Origin of the sequence: Mitsuokella sp. UBA4253 (assembly GCF_002395285.1) — a bacterium.
Lineage (GTDB): Bacteria > Bacillota > Negativicutes > Selenomonadales > Selenomonadaceae > Mitsuokella > Mitsuokella jalaludinii.
In genome coordinates this window covers 178,089-198,320 of record NZ_DGWR01000016.1, presented here as the reverse complement: position 1 = coordinate 198,320, position 20,232 = coordinate 178,089, and the positions used below count along the sequence as shown (strand labels likewise).

The following is a 20,232-nucleotide window of genomic DNA, read 5'->3' as shown; positions in this document are numbered from 1 at the left end:
GAGGAAGGTCATTTGCTTATGTGCAGGGAATGCACGCGAATGCAGGGAATTTTCAGGGGGAACGAAAAATGGCAGAAATCATTCGTGGTAAAGGCGTCATCTCCGGTATCGCCATGGGCAAGATCATGCTCGCAGGTCAGAATCTCGATGGCTATCTCGTCAATTACGAGCCGGAAGACAAAGAGACGGAGAAGCAGAAGGCAAAGGATGCGCTGACGGCTGTGGCAGAGATCCTGCGCGAGAGCATCGAGAAGCTCAAGAGCAAGGACATGAAGGAACAGGCTGCCATCATGGAAGCACATCGCATGATGGTACAGGATCCGATGATGGCCGACAACATCATGGCCAAGATCGACGAGCTCGGCAATGCGCCGCAGGGCGTCCTCAAGGCTGCGGAAGAGCAGGCCGTCATGTTCGAGCAGATGGAAGATGAGTACTTCGCAGCCCGCGCTGTCGACCTGCGCGATGTCGGCAAGCGCGTTGCCAAGTACATCCTCGGCGTCAAGGAGCCGGAGATCGGTGACGAGAAGGTCATCCTCTGCGGCCGTGAGATCGAGCCGTCCGTCATCGCCGGCATGGAGACGGAGAAGATCGCCGGCGTCCTGCTCGGCTCGGGCAGCACGACGGCCCATGCTGTCATCATCGCCAAGGCTCGCGCAATCCCGACGATCGTCGGCCTCAACAAGGAAGACCGCATCGACCGCATCGCGGATGGCGACCACGTCATCATGGACGGCGAGCGCGGCGAGATCGTCATCAATCCGGCACCTGAAGACATTGCCAGCTACGATGAGAAGATCAAGAAGCAGAAGGAGCTCGCTGCTCATTACGCGGCTCTCAAGGACTTGCCGGCTGTCACGACGGATGGTGTCAAGGTTGACCTCATGGCCAACATCGGCACGCACATGGACGTCGACAACGCGCTGAACTACGGTGCAGAGGGCGTTGGCCTGTTCCGCTCCGAGTTCGTCTTCATGGGCCGTCAGGACATCCCGACGGAGGAAGACCAGTTCAAGGCCTACAAAGAGGCCATCGAGAAGTGCAAGGGCAAGCTCTGCGTCATCCGCACGATGGATATCGGCGGTGACAAGCCGCTGCCGTACCTCAACATCCCGGAGGAGGAGAATCCGTTCCTCGGCTATCGCGCCGTCCGCATCAGCCTGCAGCGCCGTGATCTCTTCCTGCCGCAGCTCAAGGCCATCCTGCGCGCCGGCGTCTACGGCAAGGCAGCCATCATGATCCCGATGATCATCAACGTGGCGGAGTTCAAGAAGGTCAAGGAGTTCATCGAGGAAGCAAAACTCGAGCTCGCGCATGAGGGCAAGGCGTACTCTGACGATGTCCAGGTCGGCATCATGGTCGAGACGCCGGCAGCAGCCATCATGACGCCAATCCTCGCCAAGTACGTCGATTTCTTCTCCATCGGCACGAACGATCTCGTCCAGTACACGCTGGCAGTCGACCGCGGCAATGCGAATATTTCCTATCTCTACAACCACTTCAACCCGGCTGTGCTGCGCCTTGTACAGCGCACGATCACGAGCGCTCGTGAGAACGGCATCTGGGCCGGCATGTGCGGCGAGATGGCGTCGGATCCGAACGCTGCAGTCCTGCTCATGGCCATGGGCATCAGCGAGCTTTCGATGAGCGCACCGTCGATCCCGCGCGTCAAGGAGAAGATCCGCTCCATCAGCTCGGTCAAGGCAAAGGAAATCCTCGCAGACGTCATGACGATGGAAGACGGCGACGAGATCCGCAACTACCTCCAGAAGATCCTCGGCTGATCTGCGCTGAGCAGCTGCCGTGCCAAAAGGTCTCCCCTAGGGGAGGCCTTTTGTGTATCTGGACAAAAAAGATGCCGTAGAGTAAACTGATGTAGTGTGAATCATACAGGAGTGCACTCCTGTAAAAGGGGAATTAGGAGGGATCTTTTTGGAAAAGAGAGGAAGTTTCTCGACACGGCTGGGATTTATCCTGGTCTCAGCGGGCTGCGCCATCGGCCTCGGCAATGTCTGGCGCTTCCCGTACATCACGGGACAGTACGGCGGCGCCTCGTTCGTGCTGATCTATCTCGTGTTTCTGGCTATTCTCGGGCTGCCCATCATGGTCGCGGAATTTGCCGTCGGGCGCGCGAGCGTCCGCAGTGCGGCCATGTCGTTTGACGTGCTCGAGCCGAAGGGGACGAAATGGCATCTCTACAAGTACGGGGCGATTGCAGGCAACCTGTTGCTCATGATGTTCTACACGACCGTCTCGGGCTGGATGTTCTACTACATCTACAAGATGGCGACGGGCGCCTTTGACGGCATGGACGCCGAGGCGGTCGGGGCCGTTTTCGGCGGCCTGCTCGCTGACCCTGTGACGATGGCCGGCTGCATGATCCTCGTCGTCGTGCTCTGCGGTGGCGTCTGCTACCTCGGTGTCGAGGCCGGCGTCGAGCGCATCACGAAGTTGATGATGGCGGCCCTGCTCGTCCTGATGGTCGTGCTGGCCATCAACTCCATCCTGCTGCCGAACAGTGAGATCGGACTCAAGTACTACCTGTATCCGGACTTCAGCAAGGTCGTGGAGTACGGCGTGCAGGAGGTCGTCTTTGCGGCAATGGGGCAGGCCTTCTTCACGCTGAGCCTCGGCATCGGCGCGCTCGCCATCTTCGGCAGCTACATCGGCAAGTCGAAGCGGTTGACGGGTGAGGCTGTCTGGGTCATCGTGCTCGACACCTTCGTCGCCATCATGGCCGGCCTCATCATCTTCCCGGCCTGCTTCAGCTACGGCGTCAATCCGGGCAGCGGCCCGAACCTGCTGTTCGTCACGCTGCCGAATGTCTTCAACCACATGCCGCTTGGCCACTTCTGGGGTGCGATGTTCTTCCTGTTCATGGCCTTTGCCTCGATGTCGACGGTCATCGCCGTGTTCGAGAATCTCATCTGCTGTTTCCTTGAGCTTTTGCGCAAGGACCGCAAGATCATCATCCGCTGGGGCATGCTCGTCATCATCCTGCTCTCGATGCCCTGCGTCCTGGGCTTCAATCTCTGGAGCGGCTTCACGCCGTTCGGCCCGGGGTCGAATGTCCTGAGCCTCGAGGACTTCATCGTCAGCAACAACCTGCTGCCGCTCGGCAGCCTCGTCTACCTGGCCTTCTGCACGAGCCGCTACGGCTGGGGCTGGAATAACTTCATCAAGGAGGCCGACACCGGCAAGGGCATGGCCTTCCCAAAGTGGATCCGCTTCTACGCGACCTGGATCCTGCCGCTGATTGTCCTCTACATCTTTGCCGCCGGTTATTATGCGATGTTTTTCAAATGAGTGAAGTGAGTGGAAGGAGACGTGACGATGCAAAAGCGAATGAGAAGATTCGTGCTCGTGCTGCTCGCTGCATTGGCCGCCGCGACGCTGTCTTTGACGGCAGGATGCGGCCAGCGCAGCGGTGACGGTCAGGGACAGGCAGCGAAGGAGCAGACACTCGACGAGAAGGTCGATGCAATCGTCAGCTCGATGACGACGACGGAGAAGGTCGGCCAGATGGTCATGATCGGCGTCCAGGGGACGGATGTCACGGATGACAGCCTCTACATGCTGCACCAGTACCACATGGGTGGCGTCATCCTGTTTGACCGCAACATGGAGTCGGCCGACCAGACGAAGAAGCTCATCGCGGACCTGCAGGCGAAGGCGGACCAGAAGGTGCCGCTCTTCATCGGCGTCGATGAGGAGGGCGGCCAGGTCGTGCGCGGCAAGTCGTTCCTGACGCCGCCGCCGTCGGAGCAGGAGATCGGCAGGAGCGGTGAGGTAACGCGCGCGGAGGAGTCGGCCCGCCAGACGGCGGAGAAGCTCAAGAAGCTCGGCTTTAACGTCAACTTCGCGCCGGTCGCCGATGTCGGCGAATACGCGCGTTCGTTCAGTGCGGATCCCGAGCAGGCGGCCAAGTTCGTCGAAGCTGCCGCACAGGGCTACGAGCAGCAGCACATGATGTATGCGCTCAAGCACTTCCCGGGCATCGGCCGCGGCACGGTCGACTCGCACGAGGACATCTCCTCCATCACGGCCACGAAGGCGGAGCTCCTGAAGCGCGATATCGTGCCGTTCCAGAAGGTCATCGATGAGCGCCAGAGCGAGGACTACTTCGTGCTCGTCTCGCACCTGCGCTATCCGGCGCTCGACGGAGAGAACCCCGCGAGCCTCTCGAAGGCCATCCAGACGGACTTCCTGCGCGGTGAGCTAGGCTACCGCGGCCTCATCATCACGGATGATGTCGAGATGGGCGCACTCGCGAAGCACTACAGCTTCCGCGAACTCGGCGTCAAGGCTGTCGAAGCCGGCTCAGATATCGTGCTCGTCTGCCACGAGTACCCGCATGAGACGGACGTCTACCTCGGCCTCTTGGACGCCGTCGAGGACGGCACGATCCCGATGGAGCGTGTCGACGAGTCGGTGCGCCGCATCGTCAAGGCAAAGCTGCTGCACGCGCAGTCTTGAGCGATGAGACAATCCAACATCCGATGATAAAAGACGCTCTGACATTTCAGGTCAGAGCGTCTTTTTTGCGCCGTATTCTCTTATCGTGCCGCTCAGCTGCGCCGCACGGGGGCGAACTCGATCTCAGGCACGTGGTCGATGAGGTTCATCTCGTGGGCGAGCTTGTAGAAGGTCCTGAGGCCGTCGAGGTAGTCGTCGGCGAGGTCCCAGCGGATGATCGGGCCGAGATACTCCTCGAGCTGCTCGTAGGTGAAGGCGGGTTTCTTCGGCAGGATCTCGCGGATGGCCGCGTCCTTGTGCGCTTCTGCAGTCTGGAAGGCCGTGTGGATGCGGTCGTAGACGAGCTGCAATGATTCTGGATGGCTCTCGGCGAAGCGGCGGCTCGCGACCCAGAGCGCGTAGACCATCTTCTTGCCTGTCATCTTCTTCCACTCGAGGCCGAGGTCGTAGTAATAGTAGCCCTCGCGCGGGTGGTGGTAGAGCCAGAGCGCGTCGTCGCCGATGAGCAGCGAGGCTGTCGCGTCGTCAGGGATCGGGTCTTCCGGCGTGATGTGACGCACGTAGTAGTTCGGGATGGCGCCGTAGGCGAGGCGCAGGATGATCTTCAAAAGGCAGTGCGATGTCGCCGACTTGGCCGTCAGGATGATCTTGTCGTCCTTCAGGGACTCGATGGGCTTGCGCGAGGCGAGCAGGATGCTCTCGACATCGCCGTCCGTCGAGACACAGACATCCGGTACGACGACGAGTTCCTCACTGTGGCGGGCGTAGACGATGGACGAGACATTGCTGACATCGAGGCGGTGGTTGACGATGTCGCTGTTGAGCTCCGCCGGTACGCCGCGCGTGAGCTGGAGGCCGTCCGCTGCACCGTGCGCATAGCTCCAGGTCAGCGGCAGGACGTTCAGGAAGTTGATGTGTCCAACCCTTGGACAGGTCATAGAATATCCCCTTTCTTGTTTCATAGTCTCTTTCATTATACACGCTGCTTCTGCGAAAATATATGGATTTCTCATGTATACGGTATTTTTCGGGGACGATGTCTGCCGCCTTGAACCTGCTAGCCCAATATGTTACAATTATCGTAATCATAGTTGATTTCATCAACTGGACATTTGCTGATATATATCTGTCAAGGGATAGGCAGATAATGGGAGGGATCACTCATGGATGAGTATATCAACATAGGACGCTGGTTTTCGGTGCTTCATCGCCGCTCACAGATCTTTGTTGTCGAGGCGTGCGAGAAGCTGCATCTGACGTACTCGGAGTACGTCATGCTGCTGCGCATCTACGACCACGAGGGCGCGCGGCAGGATGAGCTCGCCGCGATGCTCTACCTCGACAAGGCCGTCGTGACGCGCACGATGACGATGCTCGAGAATAAGGGGCTCGTCTACCGCGAGCAGGATGCGCGCGACAAGCGCGCCAAGCACGTCTACCTGACGGACTACGGCAAGAAGCAGCATGCCTACTTGCGCAATGTCATCCAGCGCTGGGTCGACTACCTCGTGGAGGACATGGAGCCTGCCGAAGTCGAGGTCATCGTCAAGGGTTTCGACCATCTCGTCGACCGGGCCTGCCGTGCCGACATCCGCAAGCTGGCGCGCGATATACCGGAGGTAGAAATGACAAGGGGGAACGGTCATGCAGAATCGTAAGGGACTGGCGCTCGTGCTCGCGTTCGTTGTCGCGCTCTCGGCCGCCGGCTGCGGCCAGAAGGCGGCGCCTGCAGAGAAGGCGCCGCTCGTCAAGACGCAGCAGGCCGGCAGCGGCATGGAGGCTGACACGGGCACGTACGCTGGCACGGTGCGCGGCCGCTATGAGACGAACCTCGCCTTCCAGGTCGGCGGCCAGATCCTCGCGCGCAATGTGCAGGAGGGTAGCCGCGTCAGGGCGGGCGACACGCTGATGGTCATCAACGCCAAGGACGTCGTGCAGCAGTCGAATGCCGGCGACGCGCAGGTCGCGCAGGCCCGCGCGCAGCTCGACCTGGCACAGCGCAACCTCGCGCGCTACAGCGAGCTCTACCAAGAGGATGCTGTCGCGGCCTCTGTGCTCGACCAGTATCAGGCCAATTACGACGCGGCCTTTGCGACGTACCAGCAGGCGCTCGCCACCGCTGCGCAGGGGCACAACGCACTCGGCTACACGAACTTGACAGCCGGTGCAGACGGCGTCATCTCGAAGATTGACGCGGAGGAAGGGCAGGTCGTCGCAGCCGGCCAGACCGTCATGACGCTCGTGCAGACGGATGAGCTTGAGGTGGAGATCGCCGTCCCGGAGAACCACATCGAGGATGTGGCAGTCGGCACGCCGGTCAAAGTTTCGTTCTGGGCGCTCTCTCAGGAAGTGGACGGCACGGTGCGCGAAGTTGCGCCGATGGCGGACAGCACTTCGCGCACTTACAAAGTGCGCGTCTCCGTTCCGAATCCGCCGCAGGGCATGCAGCTCGGCATGACGGCCAGTGTGGCTGTCCGGCAGTCGGACGGCAACGCCTCGTCCGGCGCCGTCCTGCCGCTCTCGGCCATCTACCAGACGGATGACGCGCCCGAGGTATGGGTCGTCACGGACGACAACACCGTTGCCCTGAAGAGCGTCGAGGTCGAGAACTTCGGCGACAACACGGTCCTCGTGCACGGCCTCGCGCCGACGGATGTCGTCGTGACGGCCGGCGTCCATAAACTCCGTGAAGGCCAGGCCGTGCGGACGGAGGCGGACAAATGAGAAATCTGACAGAAGTCTCCTTGAAGAACAAGGTGCTCGTCTGGTACTTCATCATCGTGACGGCTATCGGCGGCATTTTTGCCTACAACAAGCTCGGCCGCATGGAGGACCCGCAGTTCACGATACGCCAGATGGTCGTCTCGGCCGCCTGGCCGGGCGCGACGGCGCAGGAGATGCAGGAGCAGGTCACGGACAAGCTCGAGAAGAAGCTCCAGGACACGCAGGGACTCGACAACATCAAGAGTGAGACGCGCGCGGGCCAGACCATCATCTACGTCGAGCTCTCCGATGAGGTCGCGAAGGAAAAGGTACGCGACACCTGGAAGGATGTGCGCAATCTCTGCGAGGACGTCAAGCGCGAACTGCCGCAGGGCGTCTACGGCCCGTACTACAACGACCGCTTCGACGATGTCTACGGCTCGATCTACGCCGTGACAGGCGACGGCTACTCGTATGAGGAGATGCGCCAGCAGGCCGAGAAGACGCGGCGACTGCTTCTCAATGTGCCGAGCGTCCAGAAAGTCGAACTCGTCGGCGAACAGGAGGAGAAGGTCTACATCGAGATGGACCGCGCCAAGCTCTCCGAGCTCGGCATCAGCCCGCAGGTCATCATGAACGCGCTCGCACAGCAGAATGACATGACGCCAGGCGGCATGGTCGAGACGGACTCCGACAATGTCTACGTGCGCGTGTCGGGCCAGTTCGACGATGTCGAGGCCATCCGCCAGATGCCCGTGAATGCGGGCGGCAAGGTGCTGCGGCTCGGCGATATCGCCAAGGTCGAGCGCCGCTTTGAGGAGCCGGCTGCGCCGAAGATGTACTACAACGGCGAGCCGGCCATCGGCATCGCCGTCTCGATGGAGGACGGCGGCAATATCCTGAAGCTCGGCGATGATCTCAAGGCGGAGATTGGCAAGATCCAGCAGGACATGCCCGTCGGCCTCGAGATCCACCAGGTATCTGACCAGCCGAGCGTCGTCGCAGAGTCCATCCACGACTTCGTCAAGACGCTCGTCGAGGCCATCGTCATCGTGCTGGCCGTCAGCTTCCTGTCGCTTGGCTTCCGCACGGGCCTCGTCGTCGCGGGCTGCATCCCGCTCGTGCTCTGCGGTACCTTCGTCGTCATGTACGCTGTGGGCATCGACCTGCACAAAGTCTCGCTCGGCTCGCTGATCATCGCGCTCGGCCTGCTCGTCGATGATGCCATCATCGCCGTCGAGATGATGAGCGTCAAGCTCGAGATGGGCAACAGCCGCTTCGACGCGGCCTGCTACGCCTTCCGAGCGACGGCTAAGCCGATGCTGACGGGCACGCTCATTACCTGCTGCGGCTTCATCCCCGTCGCCTTTGCGAAGGGGATGGCCAGCGAGTTCTGCAGCGCGCTCTTCCCGGTCATCGCAACGGCGCTCTTGCTCTCGTGGATCGTCTCTGTCATGGTCGCGCCGCTCTACGGCTACTACCTGATTCGCGTCGAGGTCAAGAAGGATGCTGAGGGGCATATTGACCCGTACCAGAGCCGCTTCTACACGTGGTTCCGCAAGGTGCTCACCATCTTCCTGACGCATCGCAAGGTCGTGCTCATCGCGACGGCCGGCGTATTCTTCCTCTCGCTCTTCATGATGACGTTCATCAAGCAGGAGTTCTTCCCGCCGTCGCTGCGCCCCGAGATCCTCGTAGAGCTCAAGCTGCCGGAGGGCTCCTCGATGGAGGCCTCGCAGGCCGTCTGCGACCGCATGTCGGACTTTTTGCAGGAGCGCAGTGACAAGCTCGAGAACTACTCGTATTACGTCGGCCAGTACGCGCCGCGCTTCGTGCTGACGGTCGACCCGAAGGCCGCAGCTGACAACTGTTCGCAGTTCGTCATCGTCGCGAAGGACACGAAGGCCCGCGAGGCGCTGGCCAAGGATCTCCAGGATGCCTTTGCCGGTGAGTTCTCCGACGTCAGCGGCAACATCCAGTTCATCCAGACGGGCCCGCCGGCCGACCACCCTGTCATGCTGCGCGTCTCTGGCTACACAGTCGACCAGGCGAAGGCGACGGCGGCTGAGGTCGCGGACATCCTCGCCGAGGATCCCAACAACACGAATATCCAGACGGACTGGGGCCAGAAGAGCAAGGTCGTCCACCTCGAGCTCGATCAGGACAAGCTGCGCAGCATGGGCGTGACGACGCAGGCCGTCTCGCAGATGCTCTACACGGAGATCACGGGCGCCAAGGCGGCGGAGTTCTACACGGGTGACCGCACGATCGACATCGACTTGCGGCTCGCCGCCGTCGACCGCCAGAACATCGCGGAGCTCAAGGACCTGCCGATCTACCTCGGCCAGGCCGGCTATGTGACGCTCGACCAGATCGCGAAGATCTCGTACGAAGGTGAGGACGGCCTCATCAAGCGCTACGACCTCATGCCGACCGTCACGGTCAGCGCCGACGTCAAGGCGGGCACGGCCAACGATGCGACGAAGAAAGCGTACGAGGCGACGAAGGACCTGCGCGATGATCTGCCGCTCGGCTGTTCCATCGAAGCGGCCGGCACGCTCGAGGACAGCGACAAGTCAGTCGGCTTCCTCGTCAAGCCGATACCAGTCATGGTATTCCTGATCATGACGCTCCTGATGTTCCAGCTGCGCAGCTTCAAGGACATGGTCCTGACCGTCCTGACGGCGCCGCTCGGCATCATCGGCGTGGCCATCGGCATGCTCGTGCTCGACAAGGCCATGGGCTTCGTCGCCATTCTCGGCGTGCTCGCGCTCTTCGGCATGATCATCCGCAACTCGGTCATCCTCATCGACCAGATCCAGAAGCATCTGGAGGCGGGCGAAACGCCGTGGGATGCCGTCGTCGACTCCGCTGTGCTGCGCTTCCGCCCCATCATGCTGACGGCTGCAGCCGCCATCCTCGGCATGCTGCCCCTGATGACGAGCGCCTTCTGGGGACCGATGGCCGTCGCCATCGCCAGCGGCCTGCTCGTCGCCACGGTCTTGACACTGCTCGTGCTGCCGACGATGTACGCTGCGATGTACAAGATACAGAAGCCGTAATCCCATCAAAAAAGGTTCCACTCATCGGAGTGGAACCTTTTTTGATGGGATTACGGCAGATTGGGGATGCTGCGGCTGATGGCCGTGTGGCGGATGATGTCGTCGACGCGCAGGTCGACGGCGAGCTCCTGCTTGTTGAGCGTCTCGGCCTGGGCGAGCTCATCGGGGTCATCGTTCTTGATGCCCGCGAGGAAGTGCTGCCATGCCTTGAGCGTCAGCTCCGTGGCCTGCTGGCGCTGGTCGGCAAGGTAGCGGGCACCGGGCGGCACCTCGACGCTCGCGAGCTCCTGCTGGCGAGCCTGCAGAGTCGGGATGACTTCCTTCTCGACCAGTGCCTCAAGCCCCGCCTTCTGCTCGGCCGTGAATGTGCCGGAACTCGTCTGGCTCAGTGCGGCAAAGCGGGCCTTGTAGGCGGTGAGCTTCTCGTTGTAGGAGGCGACGATGTTCTTCGTCGCCTCGCTGTACTTGGCGATGTCCTCGTTGTGTAGCGGCGTGATGGCGTCGAGGTAGTCGCGGTAATTCTTGAGATAGGTGACTTGCCAGTGGCCGTCCGTCGCCTGCTCCATGGCGGCCTCGAGCGTGAAGGATGTGCCCGTCCAGTCGTCGCGCACCTCGATCTCAGCCGTTGCCGCCGTGTCGTCGCGCGTGACCTTGCCGATGCCGACAAGCGAGGTGTTGCGCATCTGGCTGCGCGCGAGGAAGCGCTCGTAGTCGATGCCGAGCTGGCGTCCCTTGAGGATGTCCGTGCCTTCAGGCAGGCTCCACTCGCCCGAGCTCACGCGCCGCAGGATCGTGTCCTGCGTGCCGCTCGTGAGCTGCGGCTTGACCGTGATGTAGAACTTCTCGTAGGCGGCCTTGTTGACAGCTGTCAGCGTTGTGTCGTAGGAGAGCAGGTCTGCCGTCAGGTCGTCGTAGCCGCGCGAGGTCACGAGGTCGAGGTTGACGTAGTGCCGGAAGCTGTCGGCATCCTTCTTCTGGACGGCGATCGCCGCCTGCTCGAGCGCGTATTCCGGTGTGCGCTTCTCGGCATACGAATGCCAGCCGAAGAAGGCGCCGAGCGCGAGGATCAGCAGCACGAGGATCAGGAGAGCCTGGCGTCGCCTCCTGATCCTGCGCCTCTGTATGGTCTTTTCCCAAGTATAATCATCCATCTGGCAAATTCCTTTCTGTCTGTGTGATTCTATTATACTATACGAGGCGGTATGCGTCCAAAAAATCGCCAGCACTCATATGTTTTCCTTGTAATATCTGGTAGAATAGTGAGATAGAGAATAGAATCTCATGCGTTTGTGCTTTGGAGGAAATGTTTTTTATGAAATGGGTCAACCACCAGGTCCTGACGGGCGTCATTGTCTATGCGGCCACGGACGATATGCTGCTGACTATCTACAGCATGGCGGGGGCAATCTTCCCCGACAAGGTCGAGGGCAATCCGCATGCGGGCAATTACTGGAGCTGGCGCAGCCGTCACCGCGGCTGGTCGCACTGGCCGCTCTTGTACCTCGGTCTGATCTTTTTCCTGAGCAGGATCGAGGAGGGTCAGCTTACAGCGCTGCCGACGGCCGACCTCACGACGATCGGCATCTACATCTGCATCGGCGCGCTCTTGCACATCGCCGAGGACGCCGTCTGCGGCAAGGTGCCGCTCTTGACGCCGTACCGCAAGGTCGGCATCCGGCTCTTCAAGGTCGGCTCTGTGCCGGAATACCTCTTCACGATTGCAGCTGTGCTGCTCTGCTACGGCCTGCGCACGCATTTTTTCTTTTTTGAGCTGACTGGCGCTGAGATATGAGATTGAGGGATAAGTTAGGAAGGGGAGTCACGATGACGGACTATCGCACACACACGAAGAAGACGAGCAAGATCCTGCGCCTCATGGCTGAGAAATACCCGACAAAAGAAGCCGTTTACGAGAAGCTCATCTACCTGCAGTCGTACCTCTCGCTGCCGAAGGGCATCGAGCACTTCATGAGCGACCTGCACGGCGAGTACGCCTCGTTTTTCCACATCCTCAACAACTGCTCCGGCGTCATCCGCGAGAAGGTCGACTACGTCTTCGGCGTGCGGCTGACGGAGGACGAGAAGGCGGAGTTCTGCACGCTCATCTACTACCCGAAGGAGAAGATTGACCAGCTGCGCACGGAGCGGCGCGCGACACCGTCGTGGTACCGCGAGAACCTATCGCGCCTGCTCGAGCTCGCCAAGCTCATGAGCTACAAGTACCCGGCCTCGAAGGTCAGCGGCTTCATCCCCGGCCGCTACGCATCGGTCATCGTCGAGCTCATGAATACGCGCCCGGAGGCCGACCAAGCACAGTTCCTCTACCTCAAGAAGCTCCTCAATACCATCGTGCAGATCGACAGCGGCGCTGACTTCATCGAGGCCTTCACCGTGCTGATCAAGCGGCTGGCCGTCGACCGGCTCCACATCGTCGGCGATTTCTTCGACCGCGGCAACCGGCCCGACGCCATCCTCAACCTGCTCATGGAGCACCCCGCCGTCGACATCCAGTGGGGCAACCACGATGTGCTCTGGATGGGCGCGGCGCTCGGCAGCGAGGCCTGCATCGCGACGGTCGTGCGCAATTCCCTGCGCTACCAGAATACCGATGTGCTTGAGCGCGGCTACGGCATCAGCCTGCGGCCGCTGACGACGTTCGCCTCGCACATCTACCCCGATGAAGCGCCACTGAAGGCGGCGGAGCGCGCCATCACCATCATGATGTTCAAGCTCGAGGGCCAGCTCATCGCGCGCAATCACGACTTCCAGATGGAGAGCCGCCGGCTGCTCCATCACATCGACTTCCGCTCCTCGTATGCGCGGCTCGGCGACGGCAGGCGCTACGAGCTCGAGAGCGCCTACTTCCCGACGATTGACGAGTCGGGCGAGGATGTCTACGAGCTGACCGCAAAGGAGCAGGAGATCATCGCGGACCTGCGCTCCTACTTCACGGAGAGCGCCGTCCTGCACCGTCACGTCGACTACCTCTACCAGAAGGGCAATCTCTACACCTGCTGCAACGGCAATCTGCTGTTCCACGGCTGCGTGCCGCTCAATGAAGACGGCAGTTTCCGCACGATACGCTTCGAGGGCAAGGAGTACCGCGGCCGCAGCTGGTTCGACTTCTGCGAGCAGCGCGCGCGGGAGGCATGGCTGCACGGCACGCCGCGCGCCCTCGACTTCATGTACTTCCTCTGGTGCGGCAGGCTCTCGCCGACGTCTGGGCGCGAGTTCAAGACGTTTGAGCGCGCGCTGATTCCCGACGAGAGCACCTGGAAGGAGCCGTCTGACCCGTACTACCGCTACATCGACACGGTGGAATGCTGCGAGCATGTCCTGCAGGAATTCGGCCTCGACCCGAAGCGCGGCCACATCATCAACGGCCATGTGCCCGTCAAGGTCAAGAAGGGCGAGAGCCCCATTAAGGCGGGCGGCCGCGCTATCATCATCGACGGCGGCTTCTGCCGCGCCTACCACAAGAAGACGGGCATCTCCGGCTACACGCTCATCTCGAATTCGCGCGGCCTGCGCCTGCTCGAGCACCAGCGCATCGCCGACGTCCGCGAGGCGCTGCGCGCCAACCACGACATCGAGTCTGTCTCCGAGACAGTCGAACTACAGTCGTGCCATAACACGGTCGGCGACACCGACCAGGGCCGAGCCATCCAGGACGAGATCACAGACCTCTACAATCTGCTGCTCGCCTACCAGAACGGCTTGTTGAAGCCCCAGAATTGATTTCCCCTGAAGAAAGGTGATTCCCATGAATTCTATACAGTCTCTCCCTGAGCCCGTGCGCCAGAAGTACGAGAAGCTGCGGGTCATCCTGCAGCAGCTCGGCAGTGTCGCCGTGGCCTTCTCGAGCGGCGTCGACTCGACCTTGCTCGTCAAGGTCGCGCACGATGTGCTCGGCAGCAAAGCGGTGGCGTTCACCGCGGCCTCTGACTTTGTGCCGCAGCGCGATGTCGACGACGCCCGGGCCTTCTGCGAGAAAGAGGGCATCGAGCACCATGCCGTGCCGTTCCCGATCCTCACGGTGCCGCATGTCCGCGAGAACCCCAAAGACCGCTGCTACTACTGCAAGCACGCACTGTTCGCGCACATGAAGGAACTCGCAGCAGAGCATGGCCTCGCCTTTGTTGTCGACGGCTCGAACCTCGACGACGACGGTGACTACCGCCCGGGGCACAGGGCGCTTCGCGAGCTCGCCATCGTGAGCCCGCTGCACGAGGCAGGGCTCCGCAAGGCCGACATCCGCGCGCTCTCCAGGGCGCTCGGCCTGCCGACATGGGACAAGCCGTCCTTTGCCTGCCTGGCCTCGCGCTTCCCGTACGGGAAAGAGCTGACGCCAGAGGGCCTTACGCGCGTCAATTGCGCCGAGGAATTCCTTATAGCGAAGGGCTTCCACCAGCTGCGCGTGCGCGCGCATGGCGAGGTGGCGCGCATCGAGCTCGTGCCAGAGGACATCCCGCGCTTCCTTGAAGAAGGTCTGCGCGAGGAGACGGCGGCTTTTTTCCGGCGCATCGGCTTTGCCTACGCCGCGCTCGACCTTCTCGGCTACCGCACGGGCAGCCTCAATGAGGCACTTGCTGAGAAGCCATGAGATTTGCGCTCCTCGCGGCGATGATGTACTATAGAGGATGTACGATTGCATAGATGCATAGATGCATAGAATGGAGATTTTCTGGATGAAATCAGCAACGAAGATTTTATCAGGCCTGATGATCACGGCCCTCGTCCTGCCGGCAGCAGCGGGCACGGCCAGCGCCGCGACGTATCATTCCGATTCCGATACGAGCCTGGGCCTGCTCGACTACCTTGAGAACGAGCACCGCGCGGCGCGCGCCCAGAAGCCGAATCCCGAGAAAGACCAGCTCAAGGCCGATACGGAGGAGATGCGCAAGCACCTGCGCTACCCGATTGACCCGACGAAGGCCGCACCTGTCGCCTTCGAGGGCGATGACCTCACGTGGAACCAGGTGACGGGTGACTTCACGGCCAAGGGCAAGGTCAAGGTCACACAGCTCGACGAGCACCGCTTCGAGGGCGAGAACGTCGACGGCAACACGATCGAGGAGCGCATTCACATCCCGGGCAAGGGCCATATGCTGCAGTTCACGCCGGGCCAGACTGAGGTCATGCTCGATGGCTTCGAGACGAACTACAACTACCGCACGCGCACGGGTTCGATGGAGAGCGCCAAGGGCAAAGTGGCCGAAAACTACATGACGGGCAAGAAGTTCGAGTTCTATCCCGACAAGATCGTCATCTACGACGGCACGAAGACGAAGTGCAGCGCCATCCACCCCGACTACAGCCTCTTCGCGCGCAAGATCGAGATCTACCCCGACGACAAGATGGTCCTGCACAACGTCAAGTTCAAGATCAAGGGCGCGACCTTCATGTCGAAGTCGCGCTACGAGGTCAACCTCAAGAAAGACACGACTGTCTCCGACTGGTTCCCGCGCGTCGGCTACGACAAGACGAACGGCCTCTGGATCCGCGAGAACCTCAAGCAGCCCATCGCCAAGAATGTCGATGCCAATGCCAAGATCGTCTACACGACGAAGAAGGACTGGCGCAATGAGTTCAACGTGGGCTGGGCCAACGCGGGCAACTACGCGCGCGTGACGCAGGGCTACTTCGACGACAGCGACGACAACTGGATCAAGAAGCAGCCGTCGCTGCTCGTCGGCCATACGGCGCGCATCGGCAATTCGCCGTTCCACTACAGCGTCAACGGCGAGTACGGCCGCTGGAAGCAGGGCGAGGTCAAGAGTAACCACAAGATGTACAATGTGGGCCTGAGCTACGACCCGATCCGCTTCGACGGCTGGAAGCTCAACCTCAGCACGAGCTACGAGGTCACGCACGAGTCGTACAACGATGCGCACTACAACGGCTTCAACTACGACGCGACCTTGACGAAGGACTTCGACGACCGCTGGTCGGGCTACGGCGCCTACCGCTACCAGAAGAACAACCGCGAGCTCTCGCCGTTCGACTTCGACAACGACAGCTACTCGCGCAAAGTAGAGGCCGGCTTCAGCTACCGCATCGACGAGAACAACCGCGTGGCCTTCGGCTCGAAGTACGATGTGGACAACGCGGTCTGGCGCAAATTCGACTACTACTGGTTCCACGACATGCACTGCTCGCAGCTCATCCTGCACTACGAAGGACGCGACAATACCTGGAAGGTCAAGTGGCGCTTCCTGCCGATTTGATGCAGGTCCCGAGATTTGAGATATGAGAAAGGATGAATGCGTTGCAGCAGGAATACCATGATGCCCTGTCCGGCATGCAGGGCAGGAACATCCTCGTCATCGGCGACATGGTCGCCGACATCTACTTAGACGGCCGCATCTCGCGCATCTCGCGCGAGGCCCCTGTACTCGTGCTCGAGCAGGCCGGCGAGAAGATCGTCGCGGGCGGCGCGGCCAACGTCGTCAACAACATCGCGACGCTCGGCGGCGCGGTCCACGCCGTCGGCCTCGTCGGCAGAGATGAGAGCGCCGACGGGCTGCGCGCGATACTCGCCGAGAATGGCGCGGATGTCCGCGGCCTCATCTCTGACGAGTCGCGGCCGACCATCTCCAAGACGCGCATCATCGCGGGCGGCCGCGCGACGGTCAGCCAGCAGATTGTGCGCATCGACAAGGAGAGCAAGGAGCCGGTGCACCCTGTCATCGAGACGGAACTGCGCGCCTACATCGAGTCCGTCCTGCCGACTGTCGAGGGCGTCGTCATCAGCGACTACGGCTCCGGCACCGTCACAGAGGGACTCCAGACCCTGCTCATCGACTACTGCCGAGCTAAGGGCATTCCGAGCATCGTCGACTCGCGCTACGCCGTCCGCCGCTTTTCTGGCATCGGCTACGTCAAGCAGAATGATGCTGAGCTAGCCGCGGCCGTGGGACGCGAACTGGCGACGACCGAGGACATCATCCGAGCAGCCGAGGAGCTTCGCGAGGAGCTCCATGCCAAGGGCGTCCTCGTGACACGCGGCGAGCTCGGCATGGTCCTCGTCGAGAGCAGCGCCGTCCACGAGATCCCCGTCTCCGACAAGAGCGAGGTCTTCGACGTCTCCGGCGCCGGTGACACCTGTGTCGCGACTGTCATCCTGGCGCTGGCCGCCGGTGCAGAGCCGGCGCTCGCCGCGCGCCTCAGCAACATCGCGAGCGGCATCGCCGTGCGCAAGCTCGGCACGAGCACCGTCTCCGTGCGCGAGCTCGCCGAGGCCGTCGAGAAACAACATCCGGAATATCCGTCAAAGTGAGGGAATACCATGCTGATTGACCCAAATGATATTGAGAAGCTCTGCGAGATCCTCCATCGCGCCGGCGAGAAGATCGTCTTCACGAACGGCTGCTTCGATATCCTGCACGCCGGCCACGTCCGCTACCTCGAGACGGCGCGCTCCTTCGGCGACTGCCTCGTGCTCGGCCTCAACACCGACGCGTCCGTGCGCGGCAACAAGGGGCCCTCGCGCCCCATCAACAGCGAGCTCGACCGCGCCGAGGTCGTCGGCGCGCTCAAATCCGTCGACTACGTCGTGCTGTTCGGCGAGAAGACGGCCGAGACAATCATCGCCAAGGTCCGCCCCGACGTCTACGTCAAGGGCGGTGACTACACGCTCGAGACACTGCCCGAGGCCAAGATTGTCCAGAGCTACGGCGGCCGCGTCGAATTCGTCCAGATGGTCGCCGGCCGCTCGACGACAAACGTCATCGAGAAGATAAAGAAGATGGAGGGATGATTGCGCTGTGAAGAATATCCTGATTGTGAAGATGAGCTCCATCGGCGATGTCATCCACGCCCTGCCCGTGAGCTATGCCATCAAGGAGACGTACCCGGAAGCCCACCTGACCTGGGTCGTCGAGCCGCCGGCCTACGACATCGTTGCGATGGCCGCCTGCGTCGACGAGATCATCGTCTTTGAGAAGAAGAAATTCCGCAGCCTCGGCGGCTTCCTGCAGAACTTCGCGCCGCTGCGCAAGAAGATACAGGCGCGCGACTACGACGCCGTGCTCGACCTGCAGGGACTCTTCAAGTCGGCGGCCGTCGCCGCGCTCGCCAAGGCCCCGAAGGGGCAGAAGTACGGCATGTGGAACATGCGCGAGGGCAGCAAATTCGTCTCGAAGCCCGTCATCGGGGCGCACTGCCACGATCACGTCATCGAGCGCTACCTCGACACGGCGCGCGCCATCGGCTGCAAGGTCAGGGAAGTCCGCCTGCCGATCCGCGTGCCCGAGCGCGAACAGCAGCTGACGCGTCAGATTGTAGCCAAGGCCGGTGCCAATATGGACAACGCCTATGTCGTGCTCGTCGTCGGCGCCAGCTGGCCGACAAAGTGCTGGCCGGACGGGCACTTTGCCGTGCTCGGCGACTGGCTCTACGACCACGGCATCATTCCTGTGCTCGTCGGCAGCGGTCCCGTCGAATCGCAGAAGGCCGCCGAGATTGCGGCCAAGATGGACATCCCGCCCATCGACCTCGTCGGCAAACTGAACTTCAAGCAGCTCGCCTACCTCTTCCAGCAGTCGGCTGCCGTCGTCGGCGGCGACACGGGGCCGACGCATCTCGCCGTCGGCATCGGTGCCAAGACCATCATGCTCATGGGCCCGACGTACCCGCGCCGCACCGGTCCTTACGGCCAGATGGAGAATCTGCTCGTCGCGGACCGCGACTGCCGCGAGTGCATGAAGCGCGCCTGCCCGCTCGGCCACGACTGCCTCGCCGTCATTAAGCCCGAACAGGTCGAGGAGAAGCTCAAGGCCCTCGTGCCGGCGCTCGCTGCCGTCTCAATCTGAAGCTGAAGAAGTCAAGAACATCAAGAAGGAAATTTCCATGTACAAGAATATCCTCGTCATCAACACGATGCACATCGGCGATCTCATGCTCGTGACGCCGGCACTGCGGACGCTGCGGACGAACTACCCGGAGGCGCACATTGCGCTCCTCACGGATAAGCCGCTCGGCGACCTCGTGCGCTGCAACGAGAACCTCGACGAGTGCATCCTCATCGACAAGCACGGCAAGGACAAGGGACTCTTCGCCCTCGTGCGCTTCATCCGGAAGATACGCGCGCGCCACTTCGACCTCGTCATCAACTTCCACCGCAACGAGCGCGCCTCCGCCATCGCCGCCTTTTCGGGCGGCAAGCGCATCGTCGGCTACTCGCAGCCCGGCTTCAAGCGCTTCTTCGACAAGGTCATGCCGAACTGCGCGATGGCCGACACGCCGCAGGAGCTCGTCAAGCACCAGGTACTCTGTCACCTCGACGTGCTCAAAGAGGCCGTCGGGGTCAAGACCATCGACGACCGCGGTCTCGAGATGATGCTGCCGCCGGAGGAGGAGGCAAAGGCCGCCGCGCTCTGGCAGCAGGAGTTCGCGCCCGGCGCCAAGGTCATCGCCTTCAACATCGGCGCGAGCTGGAAGACGAAGCGCTGGCTCGACAGCTACTTCGCCGCCTGTGCCGACCGCTTCATCCGCGAGGGATACGACGTCGCCTTCCTCGGCGGTCCGACCGACGTGCCGCTCGTCGAGAAGTGCCGTGCGCAGATGGAAGAGAAGGAGCGCGTGCATGTCTTCACGGGTAAGGTCAGCCTGACCGTACTCGCAGGACTCTTGCGGCGCTGCTCGCTCTTCCTCACGACGGACTCCGGCCCGATGCACGTCGGCGTCGCCATGAACGTGCCCATCGTCACGATGTTCGGCGCGAGCCCCGTGCCGACCTTCTACCCGTACGACGGCAAAGACGTCCTCATCAAGACGCCCGAGCCCTGCCATCCCTGCGGCATCCACGAATGCCCGCGAAAGGGGCAGGATAATATGGCCTGCATGAAGAATATCCCAGTAGACGTCGTCATGAAGTACGCCGAAGAACTGCTCGCGGCGCACGCGGGCGCACCGGCTTACGCGTGGCCGTCCCATCCGGGCGACTACAAGTGCCGCGTCATCGAACTATGAGATAGTTCGACTTTGAGCT

Annotated in this window: 16 protein-coding genes; 14 read left to right on the top strand and 2 right to left on the bottom strand. The window is 61.7% G+C overall.

Going from position 1 to position 20,232, the window contains the following annotated elements; translation table 11 throughout:
* Positions 1 to 68 precede the first annotated feature (68 nt).
* From ptsP to B2X55_RS09665, 3 genes are all read left to right on the top strand, one after another.
* Complete coding sequence (gene ptsP / locus B2X55_RS09675; protein ID WP_286821938.1) at positions 69 to 1,784, top strand: phosphoenolpyruvate--protein phosphotransferase; 1,716 nt, start codon at positions 69 to 71, stop codon at positions 1,782 to 1,784.
* Positions 1,785 to 1,932: 148 nt separating this feature from the next.
* The gene (locus tag B2X55_RS09670; RefSeq protein ID WP_286821937.1) at positions 1,933 to 3,306 is read left to right on the top strand and encodes a sodium-dependent transporter; all 1,374 of its coding nucleotides are present in this window, start codon (positions 1,933 to 1,935) and stop codon (positions 3,304 to 3,306) included.
* Positions 3,307 to 3,345: 39 nt separating this feature from the next.
* The gene (locus B2X55_RS09665; protein ID WP_286821936.1) at positions 3,346 to 4,476 is read left to right on the top strand and encodes a glycoside hydrolase family 3 N-terminal domain-containing protein; all 1,131 of its coding nucleotides are present in this window, start codon (positions 3,346 to 3,348) and stop codon (positions 4,474 to 4,476) included.
* 92 nt (positions 4,477 to 4,568) lie between these two features.
* On the opposite strand, the gene B2X55_RS09660 is transcribed toward B2X55_RS09665, so the two are convergent.
* The gene (locus tag B2X55_RS09660; RefSeq protein WP_036377231.1) at positions 4,569 to 5,414 is read right to left on the bottom strand and encodes a menaquinone biosynthetic enzyme MqnA/MqnD family protein; all 846 of its coding nucleotides are present in this window, start codon (positions 5,412 to 5,414) and stop codon (positions 4,569 to 4,571) included.
* A gap of 225 nt (positions 5,415 to 5,639) precedes the next feature.
* Between B2X55_RS09660 and B2X55_RS09655 the strand changes: the two genes are divergently transcribed.
* Genes B2X55_RS09655 through B2X55_RS09645 form a run of 3 tightly spaced genes read left to right on the top strand, consistent with a single transcriptional unit; the run spans position 5,640 to position 10,241 of the window.
* Positions 5,640 to 6,134, top strand: a complete 495-nt coding sequence (locus B2X55_RS09655; protein ID WP_036377235.1) for a MarR family winged helix-turn-helix transcriptional regulator — start codon at positions 5,640 to 5,642, stop codon at positions 6,132 to 6,134.
* Positions 6,121 to 7,200, top strand: a complete 1,080-nt coding sequence (locus B2X55_RS09650; RefSeq protein WP_036377238.1) for an efflux RND transporter periplasmic adaptor subunit — start codon at positions 6,121 to 6,123, stop codon at positions 7,198 to 7,200. The genes B2X55_RS09655 and B2X55_RS09650 overlap by 14 nt, the downstream gene beginning before the upstream one ends.
* Positions 7,197 to 10,241, top strand: a complete 3,045-nt coding sequence (locus tag B2X55_RS09645; RefSeq protein ID WP_286821934.1) for an efflux RND transporter permease subunit — start codon at positions 7,197 to 7,199, stop codon at positions 10,239 to 10,241. Before B2X55_RS09650 ends, B2X55_RS09645 begins: the two co-directional genes overlap by 4 nt.
* A gap of 50 nt (positions 10,242 to 10,291) precedes the next feature.
* Here B2X55_RS09645 and B2X55_RS09640 read toward each other — a convergent pair whose 3' ends face one another.
* Positions 10,292 to 11,392 (bottom strand): hypothetical protein, encoded by a 1,101-nt coding sequence (locus tag B2X55_RS09640; protein ID WP_286821933.1) that lies wholly within the window; start codon positions 11,390 to 11,392, stop codon positions 10,292 to 10,294.
* Between the two features lie 161 nt (positions 11,393 to 11,553).
* Between B2X55_RS09640 and B2X55_RS09635 the strand changes: the two genes are divergently transcribed.
* From B2X55_RS09635 to B2X55_RS09600, 8 genes are all read left to right on the top strand, one after another.
* Positions 11,554 to 12,033, top strand: a complete 480-nt coding sequence (locus B2X55_RS09635; RefSeq protein WP_286821988.1) for a metal-dependent hydrolase — start codon at positions 11,554 to 11,556, stop codon at positions 12,031 to 12,033.
* 32 nt (positions 12,034 to 12,065) lie between these two features.
* Positions 12,066 to 13,979, top strand: a complete 1,914-nt coding sequence (locus tag B2X55_RS09630; protein WP_286821931.1) for a fructose-1,6-bisphosphatase — start codon at positions 12,066 to 12,068, stop codon at positions 13,977 to 13,979.
* A 25-nt stretch (positions 13,980 to 14,004) separates the two neighbouring features.
* Positions 14,005 to 14,844: an ATP-dependent sacrificial sulfur transferase LarE gene (gene larE / locus B2X55_RS09625; protein ID WP_286821930.1), complete on the top strand. Its 840-nt coding sequence runs from the start codon at positions 14,005 to 14,007 to the stop codon at positions 14,842 to 14,844.
* Between the two features lie 85 nt (positions 14,845 to 14,929).
* A complete protein-coding gene (locus B2X55_RS09620) occupies positions 14,930 to 16,468 on the top strand; it encodes an LPS-assembly protein LptD (protein WP_286821929.1) in 1,539 nt (512 codons plus the stop codon).
* A 32-nt stretch (positions 16,469 to 16,500) separates the two neighbouring features.
* Positions 16,501 to 17,520: a bifunctional heptose 7-phosphate kinase/heptose 1-phosphate adenyltransferase gene (locus tag B2X55_RS09615; RefSeq protein ID WP_286821928.1), complete on the top strand. Its 1,020-nt coding sequence runs from the start codon at positions 16,501 to 16,503 to the stop codon at positions 17,518 to 17,520.
* A gap of 9 nt (positions 17,521 to 17,529) precedes the next feature.
* Positions 17,530 to 18,000: a D-glycero-beta-D-manno-heptose 1-phosphate adenylyltransferase gene (gene rfaE2 / locus B2X55_RS09610; protein WP_286821927.1), complete on the top strand. Its 471-nt coding sequence runs from the start codon at positions 17,530 to 17,532 to the stop codon at positions 17,998 to 18,000.
* A 7-nt stretch (positions 18,001 to 18,007) separates the two neighbouring features.
* The gene (waaC, locus tag B2X55_RS09605) at positions 18,008 to 19,054 is read left to right on the top strand and encodes a lipopolysaccharide heptosyltransferase I (protein WP_286821925.1); all 1,047 of its coding nucleotides are present in this window, start codon (positions 18,008 to 18,010) and stop codon (positions 19,052 to 19,054) included.
* Between the two features lie 37 nt (positions 19,055 to 19,091).
* Positions 19,092 to 20,213, top strand: coding sequence for a glycosyltransferase family 9 protein (locus B2X55_RS09600; RefSeq protein WP_286821923.1), 1,122 nt, complete (start codon positions 19,092 to 19,094; stop codon positions 20,211 to 20,213).
* Positions 20,214 to 20,232: the final 19 nt, after the last annotated feature.